Here is a 26682-nt window from a genome sequence, read left to right as displayed (position 1 = left end):
TCAGTCCTCCGGGTCGTAGGCGAGGTTGGAGGAGAGCCAGCGCTCGGCCTCGGCGAGCGTCCAGCCCTTGCGCGCGGCGTAGTCCTCGACCTGGTCACGTCCGAGACGCCCGACGACGAAGTACTGGGACTGCGGGTGCGAGTAGTAGAAGCCGGACACCGACGCCCCCGGCGACATCGCCATGCTCTCGGTGAGCTGCATGCCAGTGTTTGCCTCGACGTCGAGCAGCCGCCAGAGCGTCTGCTTCTCGGTGTGCTCGGGGCAGGCCGGGTAGCCGGGAGCGGGACGGATGCCGGCGTACTGCTCCTTGATGAGCCCGACGTTGTCGAGGTGCTCGTCGGGTGCGTAGCCCCAGAACTCCTTGCGGACCCGCTCGTGCAGGCGCTCGGCGAACGCCTCGGCGAGCCGGTCGGCCAGCGACTCGAGCAGGATGGCGTTGTAGTCGTCCATCTCGACCTTGAAGGCGGCCACCCGCTCGGCAGCGCCCAGACCGGCCGTCACCGCGAAGGCACCGACCCAGTCGCGGGTGCCTCGGGGCGCCACGAAGTCGGCGAGCGAGCGGTTGGGCACACCCTGCCGGTGGTCACCCTGCTGTCTCAGGTGGCGCAGCACCTCGATCGGGGTCTCGCGGGACTCGTCGGCATAGACCTCGACGTCGTCACCGACCGCGTTGGCCGGGAAGAGCCCGATCACACCGTTGGCGCGCAGCCAGCGCTCCTCGACGACACGGTCGAGCATCGCCTGCGCGTCCTCGTAGAGCTTGCGGGCGGTCGGTCCGCTCGTCGGGTTGTTGAGGATCTCGGGGAAGGTGCCCTTGAGCTCCCAGGTGGTGAAGAAGGGCTGCCAGTCGATGTAGCGGCGCAGCTCGCCGAGGGGGTAGTCGCGCAGCACGCGCACGTGCTGCGACGAGACGCGTGACCGGGTGATCGTCGAGACGTCGTGGTCCTGCTGGAGCAGCAGGTGCGGGTGCGGCGGTCGGTAGCCCGACCAGTCGATCGGCGTGCGGCGCTCGCGCGCCTGCTCGAGGCTGAGGAGGCGGCGGTCGCTCTTGGCCCCGTGCCGCAGGCGCAGCGAGTCGTAGTCGGCCTCGACCTTGGCCAGCAGGCCGGGTCGCTGCTCGTCGCTCAGCAGCGCCGCGGCGACCGGGACGGAGCGAGAGGCGTCCTTGACCCAGACCACCGGCCCGTCGTAGCGCTTGTCGACCTTGACGGCCGTGTGCGCGCGCGAGGTGGTCGCCCCGCCGATGAGCAGCGGGATCGTCAGGCCCTGCCGCTGCATCTCGGCGGCGAAGTTGACCATCTCGTCGAGCGAGGGGGTGATGAGGCCCGACAGCCCGATGATGTCGGCCTCGTGCTCCTTGGCCGCGTCGAGGATCTTCTGCGCCGGCACCATGACGCCGAGGTCGATGACCTCGTAGTTGTTGCACTGGAGCACGACGCCGACGATGTTCTTGCCGATGTCGTGCACGTCGCCCTTGACGGTCGCCATGACGATCGTGCCGTTGGTGTCCTTCTGGGTCGCCAGGCTCGGGTCGGCGAGCTTCTCCTGCTCGATGAACGGGATGAGGTAGGCCACGGCCTTCTTCATGACGCGGGCGCTCTTGACGACCTGCGGAAGGAACATCTTGCCGGCGCCGAAGAGGTCGCCGACGACGTTCATGCCGTCCATGAGCGGGCCCTCGATGACCTCGATCGGACGTCCGCCCCGCTCGGCGATCTCGGCGCGCAGGAGCTCGGTGTCGGCCTCGACGTGCGCGTCGATCCCCTTGACGAGGGCGTGCGTGATGCGCTCGCCGAGGGGCAGGGCGCGCCACTCCTCCTCGCTGACCTCGGCCGCCTGGCCGGCCCGGTTGTGCTCCTCGGCGATCTCGAGCAGCCGCTCGGCAGCGTCGGGCCGACGGTTGAGCACGACGTCCTCGATTCGCTCACGCAGCACGGTGTCGACGGCGTCGTAGACGACGAGGGCACCCGCGTTGACGATGCCCATGTCGAGCCCCGCCGCGATCGCGTGGTAGAGGAAGACGGCGTGGATCGCCTCGCGCACCGGGTTGTTGCCGCGGAAGGAGAACGAGACGTTGGAGATGCCTCCGGAGACCTTGGCGCCGGGGAGGTTGTCCTTGATCCAGCGGGTGGCCTCGATGAAGTCGAGACCGTAGGACGCGTGCTCCTCGATGCCGGTGGCGACCGCGAAGACGTTGGGGTCGAAGATGATGTCCTCGGCCGGGAAGCCGACCTCCTCGGTGAGGATGCGGTAGGCCCGCGCGCAGATCTCCTGGCGCCGCTGCAGCGAGTCGGCCTGGCCGTCCTCGTCGAAGGCCATGACGACGGCCGCAGCGCCGTACTTGCGCACCAGCCGAGCCTGCCGGACGAAGGCCTCCTCGCCCTCCTTGAGCGAGATCGAGTTGACGATCGCCTTGCCCTGGACGCACTTGAGGCCCGCCTCGATGACCTCCCACTTGGAGGAGTCGATCATGACGGGCACGCGGCTGATGTCGGGCTCGCTCGCGACGAGCTTGAGGAAGCGGTCCATGGCCGCGACGCCGTCGATCATGCCCTCGTCCATGTTGACGTCGATGACCTGGGCGCCGTTCTCGACCTGCTGCGCGGCCACGGACAGGGCGGTGTCGTAGTCGCCGTCCTTGATGAGCGTGCGGAAGCGGGCCGAGCCTGTGATGTTGGTGCGCTCGCCGACGTTGACGAAGAGGCTGTCGTCGGTGATGGTGAACGGCTCGAGGCCCGAGAGGCGCATCGCCGGGGCGATCGTGGCGACCTCGCGCCGCGGACGGCCGTCGACGGCCTTGGCGATGGCGGCGATGTGGTCGGGCGTCGTGCCGCAGCACCCTCCGACGAGGTTGACGAGACCGGCCTCGGCGAACTCGCCGACGATCGCAGCGGTCTCCTCGGGCGCCTCGTCGTACTCCCCGAAGGCGTTGGGCAGGCCGGCGTTGGGGTAGCACGAGACGAACGAGTCGGCGATCCGCGCCATCTCGGCGATGTAGGGCCGCATCTCCTTGGCGCCGAGGGCGCAGTTGAGCCCCACCGCGAGCGGCGACACGTGCCGAACGGAGTCCCAGAACGCCTCGGTCACCTGGCCCGACAGGGTGCGGCCCGACGCGTCGGTGATCGTGCCGGAGATGATGACGGGCCAGCGCCGCCCCTGCTCCTCGAAGAGGGTCAGGGCGGCGAAGATCGCCGCCTTGGCGTTGAGCGTGTCGAAGATCGTCTCGATGATGATGAGGTCGCTGCCGCCGTCGACGAGGCCCCGAGCGGCCTCGAGGTAGGCCGCGACGAGCTCGTCGTAGGAGACGTTGCGGGCACCGGGGTCGTTGACGTCTGGTGAGATCGACGCCGTGCGCGAGGTCGGGCCGAGCGCCCCGGCGACGTAGCGCGGCCGGTCCGGCGTGCGCTCGGTCATCGCGTCGGCCTCGCGTCGGGCGAGCGCCGCGGAGGCGTGGTTGAGCTCGTAGGCGAGCTCCTCCATGCCGTAGTCGGACAGCGAGATCGAGTTGGCGTTGAAGGTGTTGGTCTCGATGATGTCGGCGCCGGCCTCGAGGTACTCGCGGTGGATGGCGGCGATGATCTCGGGCTGCGTCAGGGTGAGCAGGTCGTTGTTGCCCTGAACGTCGCTCGGCCAGTCGGCGAAGCGCTCACCGCGGTAGCCGGCCTCGTCGGGACGGTCACGCTGGATGGCGGTGCCCATCGCGCCGTCGATGACCATGATCCGCTCGCTCAGGGCAACGGTCAGTGACTCGGTGACGTCGGGTCGCTGTCGGGGCGACAGGGGCAACGTGACTCCTAGCGGGCCGCGGGGGCCGGTGGGGACAGCAGTCGGGTGGTGACGGACCTGCCCGATTCTACGGACCGGCGCCACCGCGTCGCGTGCGCGGTTGCGCCTTGGTCGCCCCTGCGGGCGGTCACGGCCCCTCGCGCGGGGCGCGCCGCCCAGATCGAACATGCGGGCGGCGCGACCCCATAGGCTGAGGTGGAGGGTTCACCCGGGACCCACCGGCAGCCGATCGGCAACCACAGTGAAGGAGGCCGCGTGCTGGAGTTCGAGGACGTCCCCGAGCTGACCGAGCCCGTGCTCATCGCCGCCTTCGAGGGGTGGAACGACGCGGGCGAGGCCGCCACGAGCGCGGTCCGCCACCTGGCGGACCTCTGGGACGCCGAGGTCGTCGCCGCGTTCGACCCCGAGGAGTACTACGACTTCCAGGTCAACCGGCCCCGCGTCGTGCTCGACGAGGGTCGCCGCATGCTGTCGTGGCCGACGACCCGGGTGCTCGTGGCCACCGAGACCGGCTTCGCCCGCGACGTCGTGCTCGTGCAGGGCATCGAGCCCTCCATGCGCTGGCGCTCCTTCTCGCTCGAGCTGGTCGAGCTGGCCCAGCGACTCGGCGTCACGACCGTGCTGACGATCGGCGCCCTGCTGGCGGACGTGCCGCACACGCGGCCCATCCCCGTCACCGCGACGGCCGACGACGAGGCCGCGATCCACCGCTTCGACGTCGAGGCCTCGCGCTACGAGGGCCCGACGGGCATCGTCGGTGTGCTCAGCCACACCGCGACCGACGCCGGCATCCCGACCGTCTCGGCGTGGGCCGCGGTGCCGCACTATGCCGGCGGCGCGCCGTCGCCCAAGGCCACGCTCAGCCTGCTGCGGCGCATCGAGGCGCTGCTCGGCGTCACCGTGCCGCACGGTGAGCTCGAGGAGGAGGCCCGCGCCTGGGAGCGCGGCGTCGACGAGCTCGCGCAGTCCGACGAGGAGGTCGCCGAGTACGTCCAGTCGCTCGAGGAGGCCCAGGACACCGCCGAGCTGCCCGAGGCCAGCGGGGACGCAATCGCCCGCGAGTTCGAGCGCTACCTCCGCGGCCGCGACGACGACCAGACCGGCCGCTGACGCGCCCCTCCGGTATGCCGTCCGGCCGGGTTCACGCTGCTGATCAGTCTGCGCATGGTGTCGTCAGAGCAGCGCCACCCGCAGACTGATCCGCCACCTGATCCGCCGCCCGACCCGGCCACGATCAACCTGCAGATCAGTCGGCACCTGGTGTCGTCAGGACAGCACCACACGCAGAATGATCCGCCAACTGATCCGCCGCCCGACCCGGGCACGATCAATCTGCAGATCAGTCGGCACCCGGTGTCGTCAGGACAGCACCACCCGCCAACTGATCCGCCAGCAGATCAGCCGCGCGATGCGGACGAAGTGCTCTCTCGATCGGGTCAGAGGCGGATGCCGAGCAGGGCGTCGAGCGCGCGGCCGAGCACGCCCGGCGCGCCCGGGTCCTCGCCGCCACGGGTCAGCGACTGCGTGGCCCACCGGTCGACGGCCTCGAGCGCCCGTGGGCTGTCGAGGTCGTCGGCGAGGGCCGCGCGCATGTCGTCGACGGTCTGGTCGGCGACCGGTCCGCCGTTGCCCGAGAGCGCCTCGCGCCAGGTCGCGAGCCGCTGCTGCGCCTCCACGAGCTGGCCGTCGTCCCACATCCAGTCGTGGCGGTGGTGCTGGGCGAGCAGGGCGAGGCGGATAGCCATCGGGTCGACCCCGTCGCGGCGCAGGTCGGAGACGAGGACGAGGTTGCCGCGACTCTTGCTCATCTTCTCGCCGTCGAGCCCGACCATGCCCTGGTGCACGAAGACTCCCGCGAAGGACGCGGTGCCGGCGAGGGCACGTCCGTGCGCGGCGCTCATCTCGTGGTGCGGGAAGATCAGGTCGGTGCCGCCGCCCTGCACGTCGACCGGCACCCCGAGGTGGTCGAGGGCGATGCACGCGCACTCGATGTGCCACCCGGGCCGGCCCCAGCCGAGCGAGGCTCCGTCCCACTCCGGCTCGCCCTCGCGGTGCGCCCGCCAGAGCAGCGCGTCGAGCCTTCCGCGCTTGCCCTCGCGGTCGGGGTCTCCGCCTCGCTCGGCGAAGACCTCGAGCATGCCGTCCTCGTCGAGGTGGCTGACCGAGCCGAAACGGGGGTCGCGGGCCACCTCGAAGTAGACGTCCTGCGCACCCTCGCGCGAGGCGTCGAGGGCTGGCACGGCATACGCGAGGCCGGCGGCGACGAGCCGCTCGATGGGTGCCACGAAGGTGGGGATGCTCTCGACGGCGCCGAGGTACTCGTCTGGCGGGATGACGCCGAGGGCCGTCATGTCCTCACGGAAGAGCGCGATCTCGCGGGTCGCGAGCTCCTCCCACGGGATGCCGTCGCGCTCGGCGCGCTCGAGGAGCGGGTCGTCGATGTCGGTGATGTTCTGCACGTAGCGCACGCGGTGGCCGCTGTCTCGCAGCACCCGCCCGAGCAGGTCGAAGGTGACGTAGGTGGCCGCGTGGCCGAGGTGCGTCGCGTCGTAGGGGGTGATGCCACAGACGTAGAGCGACACCTCGTCGCGCGTCGCGACCGGAAGCACCTGCCCCGTCGCCGTGTCGCGAACGCGCACCTCGGGCGCCTGGCCGGGGATCTGCGGGATGAACGGCGTCGGCCAGCTTCTCACGGCAGGACTCTATCCCCGAGCGATGCCGGTCACAGCGGCGGCCACGGCACGGCGGGCCACCCGGGGCTCGGGTGCGGGTGGATGCCGACCCGCAGCAGCCGGTCCACGCGCGCGACGAGCGCCGCCACGTCGTGCTCGGGCAGCAGCGCCCCCAGCCGCTCGGTGCCCTCGGGCGTGGCGAGCACGTCGAGCAGGCGCTCGAGCCGCTCCAGCTCTGCCTCGGGCAGCCGCTCCCCCGCCCAGCCCCACAGCACGGTGCGCAGCTTGGGCTCGGCCGACAGGCTGACGCCGTGGTCGATGGCCCAGAGTCGACCGGACCGGTCGCGCAGGCAGTGCGACCCCTTGCGGTCGGAGTTGTTGATCGCTGCGTCGAGCACCGCAAGGGAGCGCACGTCGTCGGCGCCGGAGTGCACGACCGTCACCGCCGAGCCGCCAGGGGTCTCGCCGTCGATCACCTCGTGCCAGCCGGGGGGCGTGCGGCCCTCGGGCACGAGGTCGACCACGACGTCGTCGGCCAGCGGCTCGTAGGGGTCGCCGATCCACAGCTGCACCGACCCCGGGCCGAGAGGGCCGTCTCGCAGCACCGTCGGCGGCACGAGGTGCCAGCCCCCGAGCTCGGACACGACGGCCGCTGCGACCTCTCGCCCGGCGAGGGTGCCGTCGGGGTAGTCCCACAGCGGGCGCTCGCCGCGCACCGGCTTGTAGATGACGTGGACGGGAGCCGCGCCGTCGCCGACGTCGTCGTCGTCGTCAGCGGCACCGCCGGCCGGCAGCAGCCGGGCGAGCACCGCGAGGTTCGACGAGCCGGAGATCCGGCCCACCACCTCGAGCTCGCCAGTGAGGTCCTCGCCGGTGAGGTGGGGTGGGGGCGTCGGCTCAGCGTTTGTAGCCATTGGCCCGCGGGCAGATGTGCCCGGTCGGGTCGAGCGGTCCCCCGCAGAAGGGGCACGGCGGCCGTCCGGCAGCGACGAGCGCGTTGCTGCGCCGGGCGAAGGCGCGGGCCGCTGCCGGCTCGAGGCTGACGCGCAGCGTGTTGCGCGCGAGCGGCACGTCCTCGACCGGGGGCTCGTCGTCGTCGATCTCGTCGGGGTCGTGGTCGTGGCACTCGATGACGAGTCGCTGGCGCTCCTCGTCCCACGCGAGCGAGAGGGTCTGCGCCCGGAAGTCCTCGTCGAAGGGCGTCAGCAGCGGGTCGGTGTCCTCGGGCGCACCGCCGGGCTGCCCGGGCTCGGCGGCCGCAGTGGGGGCGAGCTGGTCGAGCACGTCGTTGATGCGGTCGGCGAGCACCGACACCTGCTGCTTCTCGAGGCCCACCGTGACGACCCGCGGGCCCTCGCTGGCCTGCAGGTAGAAGGCGCGCTGGCCGGCAGGTCCGACGGTGCCGGCCACGAATCGCTCGGCGGGATCGAAGTCCTGGAGCGTCATGATTCGACCCTAGCCGACCGGATCGGGCCCGCCCGCGCCCGGCCCACCACCGTGCTGGCCGGCAGCACCACCATCGCGCTGGCCGGCAGCGCCGCCCTGGTGCCCGGCGCCACCGCCGACCTCGGCATCGCCGTCGCCGACGGTCGACCGCTCCGGGGGTCGCAGTCCGGCGAGGTCGCCGCCGACGTCGTTGAGCCGCAGCACGAAGGGCTTGCGGCTGGAGTAGCGCACGACGCTGACCGAGGCCGGGTCGACGTGGATGCGCTGGAAGTCGTCGAGCTGGGCCCCGGTGGCGTGCGACAGGATCGACTTGATGACGTCGCCGTGCGACACCGCCACCCAGATCGCGTCCGCGCCGTGCGCGTCGAGCACCCGAGCGTCGATCTCGCGCACCGCGTCGAGGGCTCGCCCCTGCATCTCGGCCAGCGACTCGGCGGGGTATGCCGCCGAGTCGGGGAAGCGCGCCTCGCTCGGACGGTCCTGCACGACCTTCCAGAGCTCCTCGGACACGAGCTCGCTGATCGGGCGCCCCGTCCAGGCGCCGTAGCGGCACTCCCCCAGGCCCTCGTGGACGCTGCGGCGCACGTGCTCGGGCAGCGGCGCCGAGACGCGGTCGGCCGTCTGCACGCACCGGTCGAGCGGGGAGCTGACGACCTCGACGACGGGCAGCGACGCCGCCGCGATGCGCTGGCCGACGCCGTCGGCCTGCACCTCTCCGGTCTCGTCGAGGAACACCCCGGGCATCCAGCCGGCGAGCGTCCCGCTGGTGTTGGCGGACGAGCGCCCATGGCGCACGAAGATCACGGTGGGCACGAGCGCCAGCGTAGACGCCGCACCCGACAGCACGGCATACGGCCATCACCACCACGACGGCACCGCGCGCGTATGCCGTGTCAGCAGCGACGTGCGTGCCGTGGGCTCGCGCGCGTGGTGAAGTAGGTCCTGTGATCGTGGACAAGGCCATCTACCGCAAGGGCCAGCGGCAGGGCTGCGGCGACCTCAGTGACGAGCTCGACGTCCTGCGCCTGACCCAGGACGGCTTCCTCTGGATCGGTCTCAAGGACCCCACCGACGAGGAGTTCGACCTCGTCAACGAGGAGCTACACCTGCACCCGCTCGCCGTCGAGGACGCCGTCAAGGGGCACCAGCGGGCCAAGATCGAGCAGTACGAGTCGTCGACGTTCGTCGTGCTCAAGACCCTGCGCTACATCGAGGCGACGAGCGACATCGAGACCGGTGAGGTGATGCTCTTCATCGGCGACTACTTCGTCGTCACGGTGCGTCATGGCGAGGGCAATCCCCTTGCGGGAGTGCGGCAGCGGCTCGAGCACCATGCCGACCGGCTCGCGCACGGGCCGCTGTCCGTGCTACACGCCGTGATGGACTCCGTCGTCGACAACTACCTCGTCGTCGACCGTGAGGTGCGCCGTGACCTCGAGCAGATCGAGGAGCAGGTCTTCGCCTCCGACGCGGGCGGCGACGCCAACACGATCTACCGGTTGAAGCGCGAGGTGCTGGAGTTCCGCCGGGCGACCCAGCCCCTGGCCGACACGCTGTCGAGCTACCTGGAGCGCACCCGGCAACGGCTGCCCGATGCGATCCTGCCGTTCTTCCGCGACGTCGCCGACCACCTGCGGCTCGTCAACGACCACGTCGAGTCCTACGACCGGTTGCTCACCGACGTGCTGTCGGCGCACCTTGCGAGCGTCTCGGTGAAGCAGAACGCCGACATGCGACGGATCTCCGCCTGGGTCGCGATCGCGGCCGTGCCGACGATGATCGCCGGTGTCTACGGCATGAACTTCGAGCACATGCCCGAGCTGACGGCGAGCGTGCGCGTCGGCGACGGCGAGTTCCAGTACGGCTACTACGTCGTGCTGCTCATCATGGGTAGCGCATGCCTCGGGCTCTATCGCGCCTTCAAGCGCTCCGGCTGGCTCTAGCGCGACCCGGGGCCCACCACCTCCTGCGCAACACACCGAGCAATCGCCAACTCGACGAGGCACACCGCGTGGTGCTGACGATTGCTCGGTGGGTTGCGGGGGCGGCGGGTCAGGTGGCGCTGAGCCAACCTGCGCCGAGCACGACGGCGACCACCACGCCGAGGACCACGCGATACCAGACGAACGGAATCAGGCTGTGGTTGGCCACGAAGCGCAGCAGCCAGGCGATGGTCGCGTAGGCCACGATGAAGGCGACGACGAGGCCGACGAGCACGGGCCCGATGCCGAGAGCGCTCAGCCCGTCCTTCTCCTCGACCGCCTGGAAGAGGCCGGCGGCCACGAGGGCGGGGATGGCGAGGAAGAAGCTGAGCCGGGTCGAGGTGACGCGGTCGATGCCACGGGCCAGACCCGCGGAGATCGTGGCGCCGGAGCGCGACACCCCGGGGATCAGCGAGAAGCACTGGACGAGACCGATGATCAGCCCGTCGATCGGACGCACCGAGTGCTCGCCACGCAGCTGACCCTTGCGCTCGAAGGTGGTGTGCATCCGCTCGGCGACGACGATGACGATGCTCCAGATCACGAGCGCGGCGGCGACCACCCAGAGGCTGCGCAGCGGGCCGGAGATGATGTCCCGTGCGAAGAAGCCGACGAGCCCGACGGGGATCGAGCCGATGATGACGGCCCAGGCCAGCCCGTAGTCGGGGTCATTCCGCGCCTCGGCGTTGCGCAGCCCGCGGAACCACGCGAGCGCGAAGCGCACGAAGTCCTTGAAGAAGTAGATGAGCGTCGCCGCGATGGCCCCGATCTGGATGAAGGCCGTGTAGGCCGTCACCGCGGGGTCGTTGACCTCGAGGCCGAGGAGCTTCTCCGCGATCGTGAGGTGCCCGGTCGAGGACACGGGGAGGTACTCGGTGAGACCTTCGACGATGCCGAGGATGATGGCGTCGAGGTAGCTGAGGTCTGCCATGGGTCAGGGTGGGCCTTCTGCACTGGGGAACAAGGACGGCCGCACGTCAGCGTGGACGGGCGGCCTGGCGGGCACAGTGTCGCAGCCTATCCCGATGACCCGCTGGGAGCCGCGCGCCCCGCTGCCGGCGAGGTCAACGAGGCACCTCGGGCCCGATGTCGGCGATCTGCGCGACGGCCCCGATCGTGGCCAGGGCCTGCTCGCGCGTCATGCCGCCACCGGTCGCGATCGAGAGCGTCGTGACGCCGGCGTCCTCGTAGCGGCGCAGCCGCTGCGCGACGCGCCGTGGAGAGCCGAGCAGCGCCGTCTCGTCGATGAACTCCAGGGGCACGGCGGCCGCGGCCTCGCGGGGACGGCCGGCGAGGTAGAGGTCCTGGATGCGCTCGGCATCGCGCTCGAAGCCCATCCGGCAGGCGAGCTGGTTGTAGAAGTTCTGCTCGCGAGAGCCCATGCCGCCGATGTAGAGCGCGCAGTAGTCGCGCACGTGCGACGCGGCCTCCTCGACGTCGTCGACGAGCACGACCGGCGTCGTGGCGACGACGTCGAAGCCCGACATGACGGGCGTCGCCATCGCCGGAGCCGCCTGCGCTGCTGGCTCAGCCGCGCCCGCTGCCCGCTGCTCGGCGGTCCGGCGCCCCCGCTCGATCGTCGCGAGGAGGTCGCGGGCGTGGTCGGGGCTGAAGAAGATGGCGAGCCAGCCGTCGGCGATCTCGCCGGTCAGCTCGAGGTTCTTGGGGCCGACCGCCGCCAGGTAGACCGGCACGTCGGGCCGCACGGTGCGGGCCGAGAGGCGCAGCGGCTTGCCGGGTCCGCCCGGCAGCGGCAGGGGGTAGTGCGGGCCGGGGCTGCTCACCGTGTCGCGGCGCAGGGCTGCCCGCACGATCTCGACGTACTCCCGGGTGCGGCCGAGCGGGCTCTTGAACGGCACTCCGTGCCACCCCTCGCTCACCTGCGGCCCCGAGACCCCGAGCCCGAGCCGGAAGCGGCCGCCCGAGAGCGTGTCGATCGTCGCCGCGGTCATGGCGGTCATCGCAGGGGTGCGGCCCGGGATCTGCATGACCGCCGAGCCGAGCCCGATCCGCTCGGTCACGGCGCCGATCCAGGCGAGCACCGAGGGACTGTCGGAGCCGTAGGCCTCGGCCACCCAGACGCTGTCGTAGCCGAGCCGGTCGGCCTCCCGCGCGAGCGCGACCTGGTCGGCTCCCGTCACGCCACGTCCCCAGTAGCCGAGGTTCACTCCGATGCGCATGAGTCGCAGGCTAGCGGCGCACGGACCCGCCTGCCGGTGCGACGGGTGCACGAGTGAGCGGCTAGCGTTCGGTCATGCGCAGGCGACTCGGCACCTCGGGGCTCTCGGTCACCCCGCTCGCGCTCGGCACCATGACGTGGGGCAACGCGGTCGACCGGCACGACGCCCGCGACCACCTGCGCACCTTCCTCGATGCCGGGGGCAACCTCGTCGACACGGCCTACGGCTATGGCGGCGGCGAGTCCGAGACGATCCTCGGCGAGCTGCTGGCCGACACCGTCGATCGCGGCGAGCTCGTGGTCTGCACGAAGTCGGGCATCTCGCGCACCGGTGGCGCCCGCCGGGTGGACGTGTCGCGCCGCGGCCTGATGGCCCAGCTCGAGACGTCGCTGCGGCGCCTCGGCACCGACCACGTCGACCTCTGGCTCGTGCACACCTGGTCCGACGAGGTGCCGCTCGCCGAGACCCTGTCGGCGCTCGAGTGGGCAGCGACCTCGGGCAGGGCGCGCTACGTCGGGGTCTCCAACTACGGCGGGTGGCAGTCGGCGCGTGCCGCGAGTCTGCTCGAGCAGTCGCGAGTTCCGTTGGTGGCCAACGAGGTTCAATACTCCCTCGTATGCCGTTTGCCTGAGGACGAGGTCGCCCCGGCTGCCGAGGCGCTGGGCTTCGGACTCCTGGCGTGGTCACCACTCGGGCGCGGGGTGCTGACCGGGAAGTACCGCAGCGGCATACCGTCGGGGTCGCGAGCGGCGTCCGACGACTTCCCCGGCTTCGTGGACCGCTTCCTCGACGAGCACAGCGTGCAGGTCGCGGAGGCCGTCACGATGGCGGCGCGAGGGCTCGGTGTCAGCGCCGCCCAGGTTGCCCTCAGCTGGGTGCGCGACCGGCCCGCCGTCACGGCCCCCATCGTGGGGGTGCGCACGTCAAGCCAGCTGCGGGCCGCGCTCGGCAGCCTCGACCTCGTGCTGCCCGAGGAGATCGCCTCCGCGCTCGACGACGTGTCCGCCTGAGAGCCTGCCTCAGGCGGGAGCCCTTTGGTGTCAGGACCGCGCGTCAGGACCGCGCGTCAGGACCGCGGGTCGACGGGCGCGCCGGTCGCGGCGTCATCGTCGTCGTCTGGGTCGTCATCGTCGTCGTCTTCGTCGTCTTCGTCTTCGTCTTCGTCTTCGTCGTCATCATCGTCGTCTTCGTCGTACTCCTCCGACTCGAGCCCGGCATAGACGCCGCCGTCCTCGTCGTCGTCACCTTCGAGCTCCTCGCCGTAGATCGCGAGGGGCGTGGCCACCTCGGTCGCGACGTAGAGCGCCTCGTCGTAGTCGTCGAAGGCTTCGGCGAGGTCGGTGGCGGCGGCGATGACCATGGGGTGGTCGGGGTCGCGACTGGCCGTGGCCGCCTCGAAGTGGCGTTCGAGCGCCGTGACGAGCGACTCGAGGGCAGAGCGGGGGTCCACAGTCATGGCACGACCGTAGTCGACAGCCCACCGGCCGGACACCGGTTTGACCCGCCCAAAAGGACGGCCGGGCCGCGAGCAGTGCTCGCGGCCCGGCCGTCACCGATCCGTCGTCCCGACGTCGTCCTGAGGTCAGCGCGACGTCAGGGGCTGGTCACTGCTGTCAGAGGGGAGCCTTGACCGTGTCGCCGGCGGCAGGAGCCTTGATGTCGACCGGCTCGCCGTACTTGCTCATCGTCATCGTGGCCTGGGATCCCAGCACGTCGAAGGTGACCTTGCGCAGGTGGTTGGCGTCGTCGATCCACGCCGTGTAGGTGATGGTGTCGGGCAGCTTGGCAGCGTCCGGGGACGACTGGGCGATGGCCGTGGTGTCGAGCGTGAGCTCGTACTTGTGCGTCGGGTCGCCGTCGACGGACTCCTCACCGAGCGGCTTGACGTCGGTGACGCCCTTCTCGAACTGGTCGTACATCTTCGTCGGGTCGGCCTGAGCGAGCGAGCTCTCCAGCTGCTTGCCCACCTCGGAGCTGCTGTCCACCACTCCCCACTTGCCGTCCGGGATCCCCGGGAGCCCCTTGATGTAGGCCTGGTCGCCGACGAGCAGCATCTCCAGCTTCATCTGCGGACCCATGTCCATCGTCACCTGCATCGCCGGGTCGGCGGCGTCCATCTTCGTGTCGCCCTCCATGGTGATGCTCTGGCCGGCGGCCTTCATGTCCATGGTCACGTGTGCGGACGTCGCCGACGCAGCGCCCGACTTCAGCCCGGCGATGAGCGCCGCCTTGTCCTGATAGGGCTGGGCGCTCGTCGAGGCGGCGTCCGACGTGGCGGCCGACGACGTGCCCGTCGCGGCAGGCGCCGCAGAGCTGGTCCCGGGAGTGGGCTCGGCCTGCTTGCCGCACGCGGCCGTGACGAGCACGGCGGGAAGGATGAGCGCTGCCGCGACGCGGCGGAGCTGCACTGGCATGGTCACTGACCTCCTGGGCCGTGGACCTCGGACGCCGAGCGCCGCGGGTCCCCCTGTGGGTGTGTCAGCCGGTCGGCCGACATCCGGCGAGGCTATCGCGTGAACGTGATGCGACCGGTCACGGATCGATGTCAGAATGGCGGCGATGCTGGAGTATGAGTACCGGGTGCTGACCTTCGACCGCCACACCTCCAAGGCCGCCGCCCGCCAGGAGGTCCGCGAGCACGCCGAGTACGGCCGGTGGGAGCTCGCGCGCAGCGTCGTCTACGAAGGCGGCGTTCGCCGCATGTGGCTGCGCCGCCGGATCATGCGGGTCGACCGCACAGCCTGAGTCCCCGCAGTGCCTGAGGCCCCCTCAACGGCCTGCCCGACCACACCCCCGCCGACGACCGCACCAGCTGACCAAGAAGCGGTCAGCAGGTGCGCAGGAAGTCCGAGAGCACCCGCGCCCCGAAGCGCAGCGACTCCACCGGCACGCGCTCGTCGATGCCGTGGAACATCGGGGCGAAGTCGAGGTCGGCCGGCAGCCGTAGCGGCGCGAAGCCGTAGCCGGTGATGCCGAGCCGCCCGAGCGCCTTGTTGTCGGTGCCTCCCGACAGGCAGTAGGGCAGGATCGCCGCGCCCGGGTCCTCGCGCAGCAGCGACTGCTTCATCGACTCGACGAGGCGACCCTCGAAGGGCGCCTCGAGCGCGACATCGCGGTGGACGACCTCGACCTCGACGTGCTCGCCGGCGAGCGCACGGATGGTGTCCATGAGGTCGTCCTCGTGCCCGGGCAGGAAGCGGCAGTCGACCGCTGCCGTCGCGGTCTGCGGGATGACGTTGTGCTTGTAGCCGGACTCGAGCATCGTGACGTTGGCCGTGTCGCGCAGCGTGCCGCGCACGAAACCCCGCGCACCGCCCAGGGCGGCAAGCAGCGGCTCGAGGTCGTCGGCGGCATACGGGAGCCCGGTCAGATCGCTCAGGCCGTCGAGCAGGTCGCGAACGGACGCGATGTACTCGCGCGGCCACTCATGAGCCGCGATGCGGCCGATGGCGGCCGCCAGGCGCACGATCGCGTTCTCGTCGTTGGGCACGGAGCCGTGACCGGCCCGACCGTGGGCACGCAGGCGCAGCCACGCGATGCCCTTCTCAGCGGTCTGGAGCAGGTACGCGCGCCGCTCACCCTGCGGGGTGGGCACGGTGACGCTGTAGCCGCCGACCTCGCTGATCGCCTCGGTGACGCCCTCGAGCCACGTCGCGTGGTGGTCGACGAACCAGTGGCTGCCCCACGTGCCGCCGGCCTCCTCGTCGGCGAAGAAGACGAAGGTCGTCGGCCGGGCGGGCCTCGTACCGGTGCGCGCGAAGTCACGGATCGACGCGAGGATCATCGCGTCCATGTCCTTCATGTCGACGGCGCCGCGACCCCAGATGCAGCCGTCACGCTCCTCGGCCGCGAAGGGGTCGACCTGCCAGTCGGCGGCGTTCGCCGGCACGACGTCGAGGTGTCCGTGCACCGCGAGGCCCGGCCGGCTCGGGTCCTCGCCCTCGAGCCGCACCACCACATTGGCTCGGCCCGGGGCGCTCTCGAGCAGCTCGCCCTGGAGACCGACCTCGGCCAGCTGGGCCATGACGTACTCGGCCGCGGCCCGCTCCCCCGGGCCCGTACCGTCGCCGGGGTTGGTGGAGTCGATGCGGATGAGGTCGGCGCAGATGCGGGCGACCTCGTCCTCGGGCCGGAGGGACCCGGCGATGCGGTCGTCGGTGGCGGCGAGGTCGGCGCGGTCGGCGGTCGTCATGGCGCTCAGCGTATGCCGCCGGGTCGCCTCGCTCACCCCGGCGTGCTCGCGCAGCCGATTCGTCTCCCGCACAAGCCCCGTGCTAACGTTTCCACTCGCCGCAAGGGACTCTCACGGGTCCCGGGCGCATCACCTTGTCGGGGTGGCGGAATGGCAGACGCGCTAGCTTGAGGTGCTAGTGCCCTTAACGGGCGTGGGGGTTCAAGTCCCCCCCTCGACACCAGCAGGAAGGGCCCGGGTCAATGACCCGGGCCCTTCCTCATGCTCGTCGGCGGGCCCCGTGGTCGGACTCAGGCGACGCCCTCGTCCGAGTCCATCTCCGAGTCACTGTCCGCAAACTCGAGGGCCAACCGTTCGGCGAGCTCATGGGCGGCCTGGCGGCTCTGCCCCGCGACGTCGACCAAGTGGGCGAGCTTGGGGTTGATGTGGGCGAGGGTGAGGTCGATGAAGATCTCCGACAGGTCCATCCCCAAGATGTCGACGACGTGGCGACGCACGAAGGGCTGCTCGTAGTCCCAGCCGTCCAGCCGGGAGCCGGGCCCGTAGGCGCCGCCTCGCGCGCTGACGACGACGCAGCGGCGACCGGCGAGCGGCTGTGTGAAGCCGAAGCCGGGGAAAAGCCGGATGTCGGTGTAGATGCGGTCCATCCACGTCTTCAGGCCCGCCGGGATGCCGAGGTTGTAGAGGGGCGCGCAGATCAGCACGGTGTCTGCCTCGAAGAGCTCGTCGGCCAGCGCCGCGGCCTCGGCCTGTGCGGCTGCCTGCTCGGGTGTGCGGAACTCGCTCGGCACGAACATCGCCGTGTGCTCGAGCTCGGTGAGGTAGGGCGGCGGGGACAGGCCGACGTCGCGCCGCACGACCTGCCCCTCTGGTCGGCTCTCGCACCAGTGGCGCTCGAAGGTGTCGGCGACCTCGCGCGTGACGGATTCGGTGGCGTGGATGCTGGCGTCGATGCGCAGCAGGGTGGACGAAGAGGGCATGACATCTCCTCAGGAGACTGCTCCATGACCGACACGCCACCCCCGGGACGTCCCGGCCACGAAGGTGCGGGAGCGGACGTCCCTGACCGCAAGGTCAACGCTAGGGAGCAGGGACGCATCCGACAAGAGACGAAAGCCGCAGCTGCGCAGGACTTCCGGCCGAGCCGCGGCCCCGATCGACCCAGAGGTGCACCTCGCAGAGTCGGACGCGCCGCAGACTGTCAGCGGGCTCGCAGTTGGTGCACCGTACGCTGTGCCGCGTGACTTTCCTGCGCGCGGTGTGGACGCTGCTGCACCTGCGTGACTTCCGCAGGCTCTTCGTCGCGCGCATCACGTCGTCGTTCAGCGACGGGGTCTTCCAGGTCGCCCTGGCCAGCCACGTGCTCTTCAACCCCGAGAAGGCCGCCGACGCCCGCAGCATCGCTCTCGCCTTCGCGGTCGTGCTCCTGCCCTACAGCGTGCTCGGCCCCTTCGTCGGTGTGCTGCTCGATCGCTGGAACCGCCGTCGCGTGCTCGTCGTGAGCCAGCTGATCCGGGTCGTCGCGATGGTCGGCGTGGCAGCGCTGGTGATGAGTCCCGACACCGGCGCCCTGTTCTTCGCCCTCGTCCTGCTCGTCTTCTCGGTCAACCGCTTCATCCTCGCCGGACTCGCGGCCGCGATGCCGCATGTCGTGACCCGCGACCGTCTCGTCAGCGCCAACTCGGTGGCACCGACCAGCGGGTCGATCGCCTACCTCCTCGGCGGGGTGGTCGGCACCGGGCTCCGCGCGGTCGGCGCGAGCGAGCTCGTCGTCGTCGTGGCCGCGGCGCTCGGTGTGCTCTTCGCCGCCTGGACGGCCAGCCGCCTGCCCTTCATAGGCCCCGACGACACGAGCGACGCCCCCGCACTGCGGCAGCTGGCCGGGTCGGTGCTGTCGGGCATCGTCGAGGCCGTCGTCACCGGTCCGCGGCGAGCCCGGCTCCTGCTCGTGCTCGTCTTCCTCACCCGCCTGCCCTTCGGCTTCTTCCTGCTCCAGTCGCTGCTGCTCTTCCGGGGACCCTTCGAGCACGGCCACGGCGCCCTCAACTTCGGCATCGCCGCGGTGGGCGCTGCCGCAGGCTTCACCCTGGCCGCCTTCGTCACACCGTGGCTCGCGCCTCGGCTCGGGCCGGTGCCGTATGCCGCCCGCATGCTGGCGATCGGGGCGCTCGTCTGTGCGGTGCTGGGTCCCCTGCTCATGCCGTGGGCGATCGTCGTCATCGGCTTCGCCGTCTCCTTCACGTCGCAGTGCGTCAAGATCACCGTCGACTCGCTCATGCAGGCATACGTGCCCGACCACCTGCTCGGACGGGCCTTCTCGGCCTACGACGTCGTCTACAACGCCGGCATGGTCGCGGCGGCCGCCCTCGGAGCCGTCCTGCTGCCGACGTCGGGGCTCGTGTGGTGGCCCATGCTCGGCTTCGCCGTCATCTACGGCGCGATGGCGACCTTCCTCCCCCGGCAGTGGGACCGGGTCAGCCGGCTCGACGACGCCCGGCCACTAGGCTGACCGGGTGCTGCCCGAGGTCACTGCCGTCCGCTACGTGACGCCCCTCAAGGAGGGTGGCTCGCTGCCGGGCATCGTCGAGGCTGACGACGACGGCACCTACGTCCTCAAGTTCCGGGGCGCGGGTCAGGGCCTCAAGGTGCTCGTGGCCGAGGTCGTCGTGGCCGCCATCGCCCGGCTCGTCGAGGTGCCCGTGCCCGATCTCGCGGTCGTCGACCTCGACGCGCGGATCGCCCGCTACGAGGCGGACGAGGAGGTGCAGGACCTGCTCACGGCATCGGTCGGCACCAATCTCGGGGTCGACTACCTCCCGGGCTCGCTCGGCTACGACGGGTCACGTCCGCCGTCGGCAGACCTCGCCGAGCGGATCATCTGGCTCGACGCGTTGACGGCCAACGTCGACCGCACGTGGTCCAACCCCAACCTGCTCGTCTGGCACGGCCGCACCTGGGCCATCGACCACGGGGCGGCGCTCTACTTCCACCACTCCTGGCCGAGCCGCAGGCCCTCCCCCGAGCGTTTCGCCGCGCAGCCCTTCGACGCGAGCCGTCATGTGTTGCGCGACGTCGCGGGCGACGTGCGGGGCCGCCACGACGAGCTGGCGGCGGCGCTCACCGACGACGCCCTCCGGAGCGTCATCGCCGACGTGCCCGACGAGTGGCTCGAACCGACCGCAGAGCTCACCGACGTGGCCGCGGTGCGGGCGGCATACCTGCTCATGCTGCAGGCGCGGCTGGGCTCGCCCGCGGTCTGGCTGCCGGCGGGGGCCGCCGCGTGAAGGGCTACCAGTACGTCCTGCTGCGCCTCGTGCCCCGCGTCGACCGCGAGGAGTTCATCAACGTCGGCGTCGTGCTCTACTGCCAGGAGGCCGACTTCCTCGACGCCGCCTGGGAGCTCGACCCGGCCCGGGCGGCCGCCCTCGCGCCGACCTGCGACCTCGACGGCGTGCAGGCGATGCTCGAGCGGGTGCGCGCGGTCTGCCGGGGCGAGACCGGGCGCGGCCTGCCGAGCCTCGACAAGCCCGGCCAGCGCTTCGGGTGGATCATCGCCCCGCGCTCGACCGTGGTGCAGCCCGGTCCCGTCCACGGCGGCCTCTGCGACGACCCGGCGACGGAGCTCGACCGGCTCCTGCGACGCCTCGTCCGCCCGAGCTGAGAAGGCTCCGGCGACTCGCCGGCCGTCAGTCGCGCACGCGCAGCGACCACATGGCGACGGCGGCGGCGGCTGCCACGTTGAGCGAGTCGACCCCACCCGCCATCGGGATGCGCACCGTGACGTCGGCCGAGGCGACGGTGCGCGCCGACAGGCCGTCGCCCTCGGCGCCCACGACGAGCGCGAGGCGCTCGGGAGCCGCCGCCTCCAGCGCCTCGAGCGAGACCGAGTAGTCGGTGAGCGCCATCGCGACCACGGCGAAGCCCAGCTCGTGCAGCAGGTCCACCCCCTGGGGCCACGGGTCGATGCGCGTCCACGGCACCTGGAACACGGTGCCCATCGAGACGCGGATCGACCTGCGGTAGAGCGGGTCTGCGCAGCGGGGCGAGACGAGGACCGCCTCGGCACCGAGCGCCGCAGCGCTGCGGAAGATGGCGCCCACGTTGGTGTGGTCGACGACGTCCTCGACCACCACGACGCGGCGGGCGCCGCTCACGACCGCCTCGACGCTCGGCAGCTCCGGACGCTGCATCGACGCGAGGGCGCCGCGGTGCAGGTGGAAGCCGGTGCGCGCCTCGATGACGTCGTGGGCAGCGACGTAGACGGGGATGCCGTCCGCCTCGGCCGCGTCGACGAGGTCGGCGAGGTCGGTGACCCACCGCTCGGCCATCAGGTAGGACCTCGGCCGGTGGCCGGCCGCGAGGGCGCGCCGGATCACCTTCTGGCTCTCGGCGATGTAGAGCCCGCGCTCGGGCTCGGTGCGCCGGCGCAGCGCCACATCGGTCAGCGAGACGTAGTCCTCGAGCCTCGGGTCGGAGGAGTCGGTGATCGCGATCGGCACCCCCACACCGTAGTGGCGCTCGCGCGGGGCACCGTGCGCGGCCCGAGGCACGGGCGGAGCCGGGTCAGGAGAACCAGACCAGCTTGACGACGGCCACGACACCGATGACGACGATGAGGGCGCGCAGGGCTGTGGGCGGGATGCGCCGGCCGACGTGCGCGCCGATGATCCCGCCGACGAAGGCCCCCACGCCGATGAGCACCACGATGAGCCAGTCGATCTCGTCACGCGCGAAGAGCACGAAGACGGCGGCGGCGACGACGTTGACGACGAGGGCCAGCACGTTCTTGTAGCCGTTGAGGCGCTGGAGCGGCTCGGTGCTCAGCGCACTGAGGATGCCCATGATGAGCACCCCCTGCGCGGCACCGAAGTAGCCGCCGTACATCCCGGCGACGAGGACGCCGACACCCATGGCCGGTCCGTGCCAGGCGGGTGCGCGCTCGCCCTCGTCCGGCGCCACCCAGCGTTGGATCCGAGGACCGAAGACGACAAGAGCCAGCGCGATGAGGATGAGCACGGGCACGATCGCCTGGAAGGCGCTGGCGGGCAGCACGAGAAGCAGCCCCGCGCCGATGACCGACCCGACGAACGACAACGGCATGAGGCGACGCAGCGTGGCGCCCTGCCCGGTCAGCTCGTGACGGTAGCCCCACGAGCCGGTGACGCCCCCGGCGACGAGGCCGATGTTGTTGGACACGTTGGCGACGAGCGGGTTAACGCCGAAGAAGAGCAGCGTCGGGAACGTGATGAGGCTGCCCGACCCGACGACCGTGTTGATGAGGCCGGCCCCGGTGCCCGCCAACGCGATGGCGAGGTAGGACCAGAACGACACCCGGTCACCCTACAAGGGTGCCGGGTGTCGTCCTGGTCGCTGTCGTGCTGGTGAGCGTCGCTCAGCGAGCCGTCGGCTCCTCGGGCGCCTCCGGAGGCTCCGGGAGGTCGCCGCGTGACGGGGCCTCCGGCGCCGGGGTCACGGGGTAGGGAGCGGCCGTGGGCGGCGGGGGCACCTGGTCGGCGGGCAGACGCAGGGGCGGCTGCTGACGCCCCATGGGGGCTGCATGCTCGGTCGACTCGGCGCTGGCCTGCGCGGCCTGCCCCCGGGCCTCGGCGAGAGCCTTGGCGGGGTCCTCGAGGACGGTCTCGGCGAAGGCGTCCTCCAGCTCGTGCTCCCCCTCCCAGCTCTCGTCGTCGGGGTCGGGCTCGGGCCGGGGCTCCGCACCACCGAGCGCGTTGCCGATGCCCTTGAGCGCGTCGGTCAGCTCGGACGGGATGATCCACATCTTGTTGGAGTCGCCGCGGGCGAGCTGGGGCAGCACCTGGAGGTACTGGTAGGCGAGCAGCTTCTGCGTGGGCTTGCCGCGGTGGATCGCCGCGAAGACCTGCTGGATGGCGCGGGCCTGGCCCTGCGCCTCGAGGATGCGGGCCTGCGCCGAGCCCTCGGCGCGCAGGATCTGGCTCTGCTTCTCGCCCTCGGCCGTGAGGATCGCCGACTGCTTGAAGCCCTCGGCCGTGAGGATCGCGGCGCGGCGGTCACGCTCGGCGCGCATCTGCTTCTCCATCGTCTCCTGCACCGAGTGGGGCGGGTCGATCGCCTTGAGCTCGACCCGGTTGACGCGGATGCCCCAGTTGCCGGTGGCCTCGTCGAGGACGCCACGCAGCTGGCCGTTGATCTGGTCTCGGCTCGTCAGCGCCTGCTCGAGGTCGAGCGAGCCGATGACGTTGCGCAGCGTGGTGACGGTGAGCTGCTCGATGCCCTGGATGAAGTTCGCGATCTCGTAGACCGCGGCCTTGGCGTCGGTCACCGAGTAGTAGATGACGGTGTCGATGTTGACGACGAGGTTGTCGCTCGTGATCACCGGCTGCGGCGGGAAGGTGACGACCTGCTCACGCAGGTCGATGTTGGCGCGCACCTTGTCGACGAACGGGATGAGGAAGTGGATCCCCGCCGTCAGCGTCTTGTTGTAGCCACCGAGTCTCTCGACGATCTGTGCGGTCTGCTGCGGCACGATGCGCACCGTGCGCACGAGCACGATGATCACCACGATCACGATGAGCAGCGGGATGATGAGTAGCGGGTCCACGACCTTCTCGACCTTCTCCCTGTGTGTCGACCGCTCCCCGAGGATGCGGCTGGTCGGACGGTCCGAGCGGACCGTCCGCGTGTGTGACGTCTGTTGTGTGTCTGTGGTTGCGCCCCGAGGTCAGCGGATCAGCTGCCGACGACGTGGGCCCGGCTGACGATGGCGGTGGCACCGTCGATCGAGTCGACGACGACCTCCTCGCCCGGCTCGATGTTGTCCGAGAGGGTCCGGGCCGACCAGGTCTCGCCCGAGAGCTTCACCCGGCCACCGGCCGGGGTCACGCGGTCGAGGGCGTAGGCCGAACGGCCGACCTGGGCTGCGGCTCCCATGATCTCGGGAGCCTTGCCGGTGAGTCGGCGCTTCATCCACGGACGCACGATGGCGAGCAGGGCGACCGAGACCAGCGCCGCGACGACCGCCTGCACGAGCGGTCCACCACCCAGGGCAGCGGCGATCGAGGCGCCCACGGCACCGCCGGCGAGCATGAGGAACGTCAGGTCGACCGTGACCGCCTCGATGGCCACGAGGACGAGCGCGACCCCGAGCCAGACCATCCATACGTGTTCCTCGCCCACCGCGGGCACCTTGCCTTCCCTGGGTCGGCGCCTGGGCGACCGACGTCCCCTGTGTCACTCCTGTAACGACTCCGATTGTGCCTCAGTTCCCCCCAGCAGCCGGCGGTGAAGCGGGACTCGATCGGATCACGCTCGGGTCACCCTCCGCTCAGCCTCGGGTCAGGCTCGGGCTCGGGCCGTGTAGCGCTCCCCGTGCTGCTCGAGCACGAGTGGCAGCCCGAAGGTCGCGCTGAGGTTGTCGGCCGTCAGCGTGAGCGGGATCGGGCCGGCGGCAACCACCCGTCCCCCGCGGATCATGAGCACATCGGTGAAGCCGGGCGGGATCTCCTCGACGTGGTGCGTCACGAGCACCATCGCGGGGGCCTCGGTGTCGGCGGCGAGGTCTCCGAGGCGGCGCACGAGGTCCTCGCGCCCGCCGAGGTCGAGACCGGCGGCCGGCTCGTCGAGCAGCATGAGTTCGGGGTCGGTCATCAGGGCGCGCGCGATCTGGACCCGCTTGCGCTCGCCCTCGCTCAGGGTGCCGTAGTGCCGGTCGGCGAGGTGCTCGGCACCGAGCGCCCGGAGCAGCTCCATGGCGCGCGCGTAGTCGAGGTCGTCGTACTGCTCGCGCCAGCGGCCGATGATGCCGTAGGAGGCCGTCACGACGACGTTGCCGACGACCTCGTCGGCGGGGATGCGCTCGGCCATCGCCGAGCTCGCCAGCCCGATTCGCGGCCGCAGCTCGAAGACGTCGACCGCGCCGAGCACCTCACCGAGGATGCCGGCGACGCCGGTCGTCGGGTGCATGCGCGCAGCGGCGATCTGCAGGAGCGTCGTCTTGCCGGCGCCGTTGGGGCCGAGCACAACCCAGCGCTCGCCCTCCTCGACCTCCCAGGTCACGTCCTCGACCAGGGTCGACGGTCCGCGACGGACGGTGACACCGGCGAAGGCGAGGACGTCGCTCATGCCCCGACCCTATGGCACGGCTGCGACGCTCCCGCGTCCGACACCACCCCGGGTCTCGACCTCTCGCGCCGACCTACGATGTCGGGGTGTCCGAGCTCCCCGCCTCCGTGCGCCTCGCTCTGTGGGTGACCGCCGCATGGCGCGGCGAGCTGCCGACGAGGGACGCCCTCGCACGGTCCTTCCCCGACCTCGACCACGTCGCCGGAGACCTGGCCCGTCTCGACGTGTGGCGCGATCTCGGCGAGGGCGCGCTCTTCGTCGCGCTCCCCCGGCCGGGTGACGTGAGCGGTATGCCGCGGGCGTCCACCGCTGCCACCGCGCACGCCGCCGAGGCGGGCGAGTGCGTCTACGTCGCCGGCATCGGCGGGCTTCTCGTGCCGACCCTGTCGACCTTCGGGCCCGACGGCGACGTCGGGCACCGCATCGACTGGACCGTCTACGAGGCCGAGCCCGTCCCGCGCCACCGGCTCGAGATGCTCGACCTGCGCGACGTCGAGCGCACCCTGCTGACGCGACTGGCCGAGCACACGACGCGGCTCGCCGACATCGGCGGCCAGCCCTGGGGCCAGGAGGCCCGCGCCGCGGCCGAGACCGATCTCGACACCAAGCTCTGGGGAGTTCCTCGATCGACGCCGGGCCGCGCCCTGCGCATCATGTCGCTGGCCGGCACGGCCTCCCAGCTCGCCGACCGGGCGACGAGCCTCACCGCACTCGGCTCCAGCGGCGTCGACACGTCGACGGTGACGTCACGATCGACGGCTCTGCGCGCCCTCGGCGGAGATGCCGACACGGCTCTTGCGCAGGCCGCCAACGTCGCTGTCATGACCCTCGCCGGCTGGCGCTCCGCCTAGCGGGGAGGCCCTCCGCGAGCGGAGTGCTCGACCAGCACCCGCACGACCCAGCGCCGCTGCCATGGCACCTCGGCCGAGGTCCGGCGGCGCGTGGGTCGACGGTGCGGGCCTCAGCGAGTCCCGAAGCGAGACGCCGCGGATGCGGCGACCGTCCGGCAGCGTGACGACGCCCGGCTCGGCTCCCCAGGCGGTCATCGCCCGAGACCCACCTCGCCCACGTCGTCCACCTCGTCTGTGCCGTTGGAACCGTCTCCGGACGACTCAGTCGCGCGCGTCCTGCGACAGGGTCGCGAGCAGGGCTCTGGCGTAGGCGCGTTCGGCCTCGATGTCGGCGTGACGCTCGAGGGAGCCGTCGGCGAGACGGAGCGACACGGCATACCCCCCGTCGAGCTGCTCGAGCGTGACGAAGGCGTCGCCGAGAAGGTGACGCAGCTGGTCCTCGCGCGGGAGCCACACCGCCTTGTCCTGCTCGACACTGTCGAGCGCCCACTCGGTCGTGCCGTTGAAGCCGATGACGTCGCCGGTCTTGAAGTGGTGGACGTCGACCGTGAGGTCACTGATGACGAAGACCTCCTCCTCCATGCCGGCCACCGGCAGCACGAAACGGTCACCGGCGCTGGGGGTCCAGGTGAGGCCTGCGGTGCGCAGGCGTCGGGCGAGATCGATCGTCAGCATGCCCCATCCTCACATCCGTCCGGTGGTCCGCCAAGGTCGCTAGATTCGGCCGCATGAGCGATGCACCCGGGCTGGAGCCCCTCGACGAGTCGGCGTTCGACAGCGTGCTGTGCGTGGCCGCGCATCCCGACGACCTCGAGTACGGCCTTGCCGCGGCGGTCGACAAGTGGGTGCGCGCCGGCAAGACGGTGACCTACCTGCTCGCGACCCGGGGTGAGGCCGGCATCGAGACGATGGCGCCCGCTGAGGCGGGTCCGCTGCGGGAGCAGGAGGAACGCGACGGCGCGGCGCAGGTGGGCGTCGACGTCGTGGAGTTCCTCGACGGCTTCTCCGACGGCGTCGTCGAGCACGGGCTGGCGCTGCGTCGGGCCATCGCCCGCGAGATCCGCATCCGTCGGCCCGACCTGCTGGTGACCCTGACGTATGCCGACAGCTTCCCCGGTGGGCAGGTCAACCAGGCCGACCACCGCGCGGTCGGGCTCGCCGTCCTCGACGCGAAGGCCGACGCCGGCAACCGGTGGATCTTCCCCGAGCTCGTCGACGAGGGCCACGAACCGTGGCAGGCGCGCCAGCTCTTCATCGCCGTCGACCCGCAGCCGTCGCACGTCGTCGACGTGTCGGAGCACTTCGACGCGGCCGTGGCCTCACTCTCGGCGCACGCCGCCTACCTCGAGGCGCTCGGTCCTGAATATCCTTCTCCCACAGAGCTGCTCGGCAACATCCTCGGCGGCCAGGCCGAGCGTGTCGGTGTCAGCTACGCCGTGACGGGTCGCCTCGTCGGCTGAGCTGCAGGGTCGG

At 71.3% G+C, this 26682-nt stretch carries 26 protein-coding genes and 1 tRNA gene; 10 read left to right on the top strand and 17 right to left on the bottom strand.

The features are described from left to right. Positions 1-3780, bottom strand: a complete 3780-nt coding sequence (metH, locus tag LG278_RS10660) for a methionine synthase (protein WP_404393609.1) — start codon at positions 3778-3780, stop codon at positions 1-3. 261 nt (positions 3781-4041) lie between these two features. Between metH and LG278_RS10655 the strand changes: the two genes are divergently transcribed. After that, entirely contained in the window at positions 4042-4896 is an 855-nt protein-coding gene (locus LG278_RS10655) for a PAC2 family protein (RefSeq protein ID WP_404386904.1), read from the top strand. Positions 4897-5222: 326 nt separating this feature from the next. On the opposite strand, the gene mshC is transcribed toward LG278_RS10655, so the two are convergent. Genes mshC through LG278_RS10635 form a run of 4 tightly spaced genes read right to left on the bottom strand, consistent with a single transcriptional unit; the run spans position 5223 to position 8717 of the window. Next, entirely contained in the window at positions 5223-6479 is a 1257-nt protein-coding gene (mshC, locus tag LG278_RS10650; protein WP_404386902.1) for a cysteine--1-D-myo-inosityl 2-amino-2-deoxy-alpha-D-glucopyranoside ligase, read from the bottom strand. A gap of 29 nt (positions 6480-6508) precedes the next feature. Continuing rightward, entirely contained in the window at positions 6509-7372 is an 864-nt protein-coding gene (locus LG278_RS10645) for an SCO1664 family protein (RefSeq protein ID WP_404386900.1), read from the bottom strand. Then, positions 7356-7904 carry a DUF3090 domain-containing protein gene (locus LG278_RS10640; protein WP_404386898.1) on the bottom strand — a complete coding sequence of 183 codons (549 nt, stop codon included), beginning with the start codon at positions 7902-7904 and terminating at the stop codon, positions 7356-7358. Before LG278_RS10640 ends, LG278_RS10645 begins: the two co-directional genes overlap by 17 nt. Before the next feature lie 9 nt (positions 7905-7913). Continuing rightward, positions 7914-8717, bottom strand: coding sequence for an MSMEG_4193 family putative phosphomutase (locus tag LG278_RS10635; RefSeq protein WP_404386896.1), 804 nt, complete (start codon positions 8715-8717; stop codon positions 7914-7916). Positions 8718-8848: 131 nt separating this feature from the next. Here LG278_RS10635 and LG278_RS10630 point away from each other — a divergent pair, with 131 nt between their 5' ends. Continuing rightward, on the top strand, positions 8849-9847 hold the full coding sequence (locus tag LG278_RS10630) for a magnesium and cobalt transport protein CorA (RefSeq protein ID WP_404386894.1): 999 nt from the start codon (positions 8849-8851) through the stop codon (positions 9845-9847). A 109-nt stretch (positions 9848-9956) separates the two neighbouring features. Here LG278_RS10630 and LG278_RS10625 read toward each other — a convergent pair whose 3' ends face one another. Together LG278_RS10625 and LG278_RS10620 are read right to left on the bottom strand one after the other, a co-directional pair. Then, positions 9957-10817, bottom strand: coding sequence for an undecaprenyl-diphosphate phosphatase (locus LG278_RS10625; RefSeq protein ID WP_404386892.1), 861 nt, complete (start codon positions 10815-10817; stop codon positions 9957-9959). Positions 10818-10950: 133 nt separating this feature from the next. Beyond that, complete coding sequence (locus LG278_RS10620; protein WP_404386890.1) at positions 10951-12066, bottom strand: LLM class F420-dependent oxidoreductase; 1116 nt, start codon at positions 12064-12066, stop codon at positions 10951-10953. Between the two features lie 74 nt (positions 12067-12140). On the opposite strand from LG278_RS10620, the gene LG278_RS10615 reads away from it, so the two are divergent. Beyond that, entirely contained in the window at positions 12141-13076 is a 936-nt protein-coding gene (locus LG278_RS10615; protein WP_404386888.1) for an aldo/keto reductase, read from the top strand. 56 nt (positions 13077-13132) lie between these two features. Here LG278_RS10615 and LG278_RS10610 read toward each other — a convergent pair whose 3' ends face one another. Both LG278_RS10610 and LG278_RS10605 read right to left on the bottom strand, forming a co-directional pair. Then, entirely contained in the window at positions 13133-13558 is a 426-nt protein-coding gene (locus LG278_RS10610; RefSeq protein WP_404386886.1) for a hypothetical protein, read from the bottom strand. A 121-nt stretch (positions 13559-13679) separates the two neighbouring features. Next, a complete protein-coding gene (locus LG278_RS10605) occupies positions 13680-14480 on the bottom strand; it encodes an LppX_LprAFG lipoprotein (protein ID WP_404386884.1) in 801 nt (266 codons plus the stop codon). A gap of 145 nt (positions 14481-14625) precedes the next feature. Here LG278_RS10605 and LG278_RS10600 point away from each other — a divergent pair, with 145 nt between their 5' ends. Continuing rightward, positions 14626-14811 carry a DUF5703 family protein gene (locus LG278_RS10600; protein WP_404386882.1) on the top strand — a complete coding sequence of 62 codons (186 nt, stop codon included), beginning with the start codon at positions 14626-14628 and terminating at the stop codon, positions 14809-14811. A gap of 82 nt (positions 14812-14893) precedes the next feature. Here LG278_RS10600 and LG278_RS10595 read toward each other — a convergent pair whose 3' ends face one another. Next, a complete protein-coding gene (locus LG278_RS10595; RefSeq protein WP_404386880.1) occupies positions 14894-16258 on the bottom strand; it encodes a M20/M25/M40 family metallo-hydrolase in 1365 nt (454 codons plus the stop codon). A 136-nt stretch (positions 16259-16394) separates the two neighbouring features. On the opposite strand from LG278_RS10595, the gene LG278_RS10590 reads away from it, so the two are divergent. Continuing rightward, positions 16395-16481 (top strand) — tRNA-Leu (locus tag LG278_RS10590). Positions 16482-16548: 67 nt separating this feature from the next. Here the strand turns inward: LG278_RS10590 and LG278_RS10585 are convergent. Further along, positions 16549-17238, bottom strand: a complete 690-nt coding sequence (locus LG278_RS10585) for an FMN-dependent NADH-azoreductase (RefSeq protein ID WP_404386878.1) — start codon at positions 17236-17238, stop codon at positions 16549-16551. 260 nt (positions 17239-17498) lie between these two features. Between LG278_RS10585 and LG278_RS10580 the strand changes: the two genes are divergently transcribed. Genes LG278_RS10580 through LG278_RS10570 form a run of 3 tightly spaced genes read left to right on the top strand, consistent with a single transcriptional unit; the run spans position 17499 to position 19919 of the window. After that, the gene (locus tag LG278_RS10580; protein ID WP_404386876.1) at positions 17499-18767 is read left to right on the top strand and encodes an MFS transporter; all 1269 of its coding nucleotides are present in this window, start codon (positions 17499-17501) and stop codon (positions 18765-18767) included. 4 nt (positions 18768-18771) lie between these two features. Then, on the top strand, positions 18772-19542 hold the full coding sequence (locus tag LG278_RS10575; protein ID WP_404386874.1) for a HipA family kinase: 771 nt from the start codon (positions 18772-18774) through the stop codon (positions 19540-19542). Beyond that, positions 19539-19919 (top strand): DUF3037 domain-containing protein, encoded by a 381-nt coding sequence (locus LG278_RS10570; RefSeq protein WP_404386872.1) that lies wholly within the window; start codon positions 19539-19541, stop codon positions 19917-19919. Before LG278_RS10575 ends, LG278_RS10570 begins: the two co-directional genes overlap by 4 nt. A gap of 25 nt (positions 19920-19944) precedes the next feature. On the opposite strand, the gene LG278_RS10565 is transcribed toward LG278_RS10570, so the two are convergent. The 5 genes from LG278_RS10565 to LG278_RS10545 form a co-directional block, all read right to left on the bottom strand. Continuing rightward, positions 19945-20757 (bottom strand): TrmH family RNA methyltransferase, encoded by an 813-nt coding sequence (locus tag LG278_RS10565; protein WP_404386870.1) that lies wholly within the window; start codon positions 20755-20757, stop codon positions 19945-19947. A 64-nt stretch (positions 20758-20821) separates the two neighbouring features. Further along, a complete protein-coding gene (locus LG278_RS10560) occupies positions 20822-21589 on the bottom strand; it encodes a sulfite exporter TauE/SafE family protein (RefSeq protein ID WP_404386868.1) in 768 nt (255 codons plus the stop codon). Positions 21590-21650: 61 nt separating this feature from the next. Further along, entirely contained in the window at positions 21651-22838 is a 1188-nt protein-coding gene (locus LG278_RS10555; protein ID WP_404386866.1) for an SPFH domain-containing protein, read from the bottom strand. Positions 22839-22966: 128 nt separating this feature from the next. Further along, on the bottom strand, positions 22967-23413 hold the full coding sequence (locus LG278_RS10550; protein ID WP_404386864.1) for an NfeD family protein: 447 nt from the start codon (positions 23411-23413) through the stop codon (positions 22967-22969). Between the two features lie 159 nt (positions 23414-23572). After that, the gene (locus LG278_RS10545; protein ID WP_404386862.1) at positions 23573-24358 is read right to left on the bottom strand and encodes an ABC transporter ATP-binding protein; all 786 of its coding nucleotides are present in this window, start codon (positions 24356-24358) and stop codon (positions 23573-23575) included. An 86-nt stretch (positions 24359-24444) separates the two neighbouring features. On the opposite strand from LG278_RS10545, the gene LG278_RS10540 reads away from it, so the two are divergent. Then, positions 24445-25209, top strand: coding sequence for a hypothetical protein (locus LG278_RS10540; protein WP_404386860.1), 765 nt, complete (start codon positions 24445-24447; stop codon positions 25207-25209). 261 nt (positions 25210-25470) lie between these two features. On the opposite strand, the gene LG278_RS10535 is transcribed toward LG278_RS10540, so the two are convergent. After that, positions 25471-25884, bottom strand: a complete 414-nt coding sequence (locus tag LG278_RS10535; RefSeq protein WP_404386858.1) for a pilus assembly protein CpaE — start codon at positions 25882-25884, stop codon at positions 25471-25473. Positions 25885-25937: 53 nt separating this feature from the next. Between LG278_RS10535 and LG278_RS10530 the strand changes: the two genes are divergently transcribed. After that, positions 25938-26669, top strand: coding sequence for a PIG-L deacetylase family protein (locus tag LG278_RS10530; protein ID WP_404386856.1), 732 nt, complete (start codon positions 25938-25940; stop codon positions 26667-26669). Positions 26670-26682: the final 13 nt, after the last annotated feature.

It is taken from the genome of Humibacillus xanthopallidus, from assembly GCF_044793955.1.
GTDB lineage: Bacteria > Actinomycetota > Actinomycetes > Actinomycetales > Dermatophilaceae > Humibacillus > Humibacillus xanthopallidus_C.
The sequence above is the reverse complement of the archived record's forward strand: the minus strand, read 5'-3'. Positions and strand labels throughout refer to the sequence as shown.

Bases quoted from the DNA above. Each gene is read 5' to 3' on its own strand.
- LG278_RS10645 (WP_404386900.1), bottom strand. From the start codon at position 7,372: ATGGCTACAAACGCTGAGCCGACGCCCCCACCCCACCTCACCGGCGAG.
- LG278_RS10640 (WP_404386898.1), bottom strand. From the start codon at position 7,904: ATGACGCTCCAGGACTTCGATCCCGCCGAGCGATTCGTGGCCGGCACC.
- LG278_RS10625 (WP_404386892.1), bottom strand. From the start codon at position 10,817: ATGGCAGACCTCAGCTACCTCGACGCCATCATCCTCGGCATCGTCGAA.
- LG278_RS10620 (WP_404386890.1), bottom strand. From the start codon at position 12,066: ATGCGCATCGGAGTGAACCTCGGCTACTGGGGACGTGGCGTGACGGGA.
- LG278_RS10615 (WP_404386888.1), top strand. From the start codon at position 12,141: ATGCGCAGGCGACTCGGCACCTCGGGGCTCTCGGTCACCCCGCTCGCG.
- LG278_RS10605 (WP_404386884.1), bottom strand. From the start codon at position 14,480: ATGCCAGTGCAGCTCCGCCGCGTCGCGGCAGCGCTCATCCTTCCCGCC.
- LG278_RS10600 (WP_404386882.1), top strand. From the start codon at position 14,626: ATGCTGGAGTATGAGTACCGGGTGCTGACCTTCGACCGCCACACCTCC.
- LG278_RS10595 (WP_404386880.1), bottom strand. From the start codon at position 16,258: ATGACGACCGCCGACCGCGCCGACCTCGCCGCCACCGACGACCGCATC.
- LG278_RS10585 (WP_404386878.1), bottom strand. From the start codon at position 17,238: ATGCCCTCTTCGTCCACCCTGCTGCGCATCGACGCCAGCATCCACGCC.
- LG278_RS10545 (WP_404386862.1), bottom strand. From the start codon at position 24,358: ATGAGCGACGTCCTCGCCTTCGCCGGTGTCACCGTCCGTCGCGGACCG.
- LG278_RS10535 (WP_404386858.1), bottom strand. From the start codon at position 25,884: ATGCTGACGATCGATCTCGCCCGACGCCTGCGCACCGCAGGCCTCACC.
- LG278_RS10530 (WP_404386856.1), top strand. From the start codon at position 25,938: ATGAGCGATGCACCCGGGCTGGAGCCCCTCGACGAGTCGGCGTTCGAC.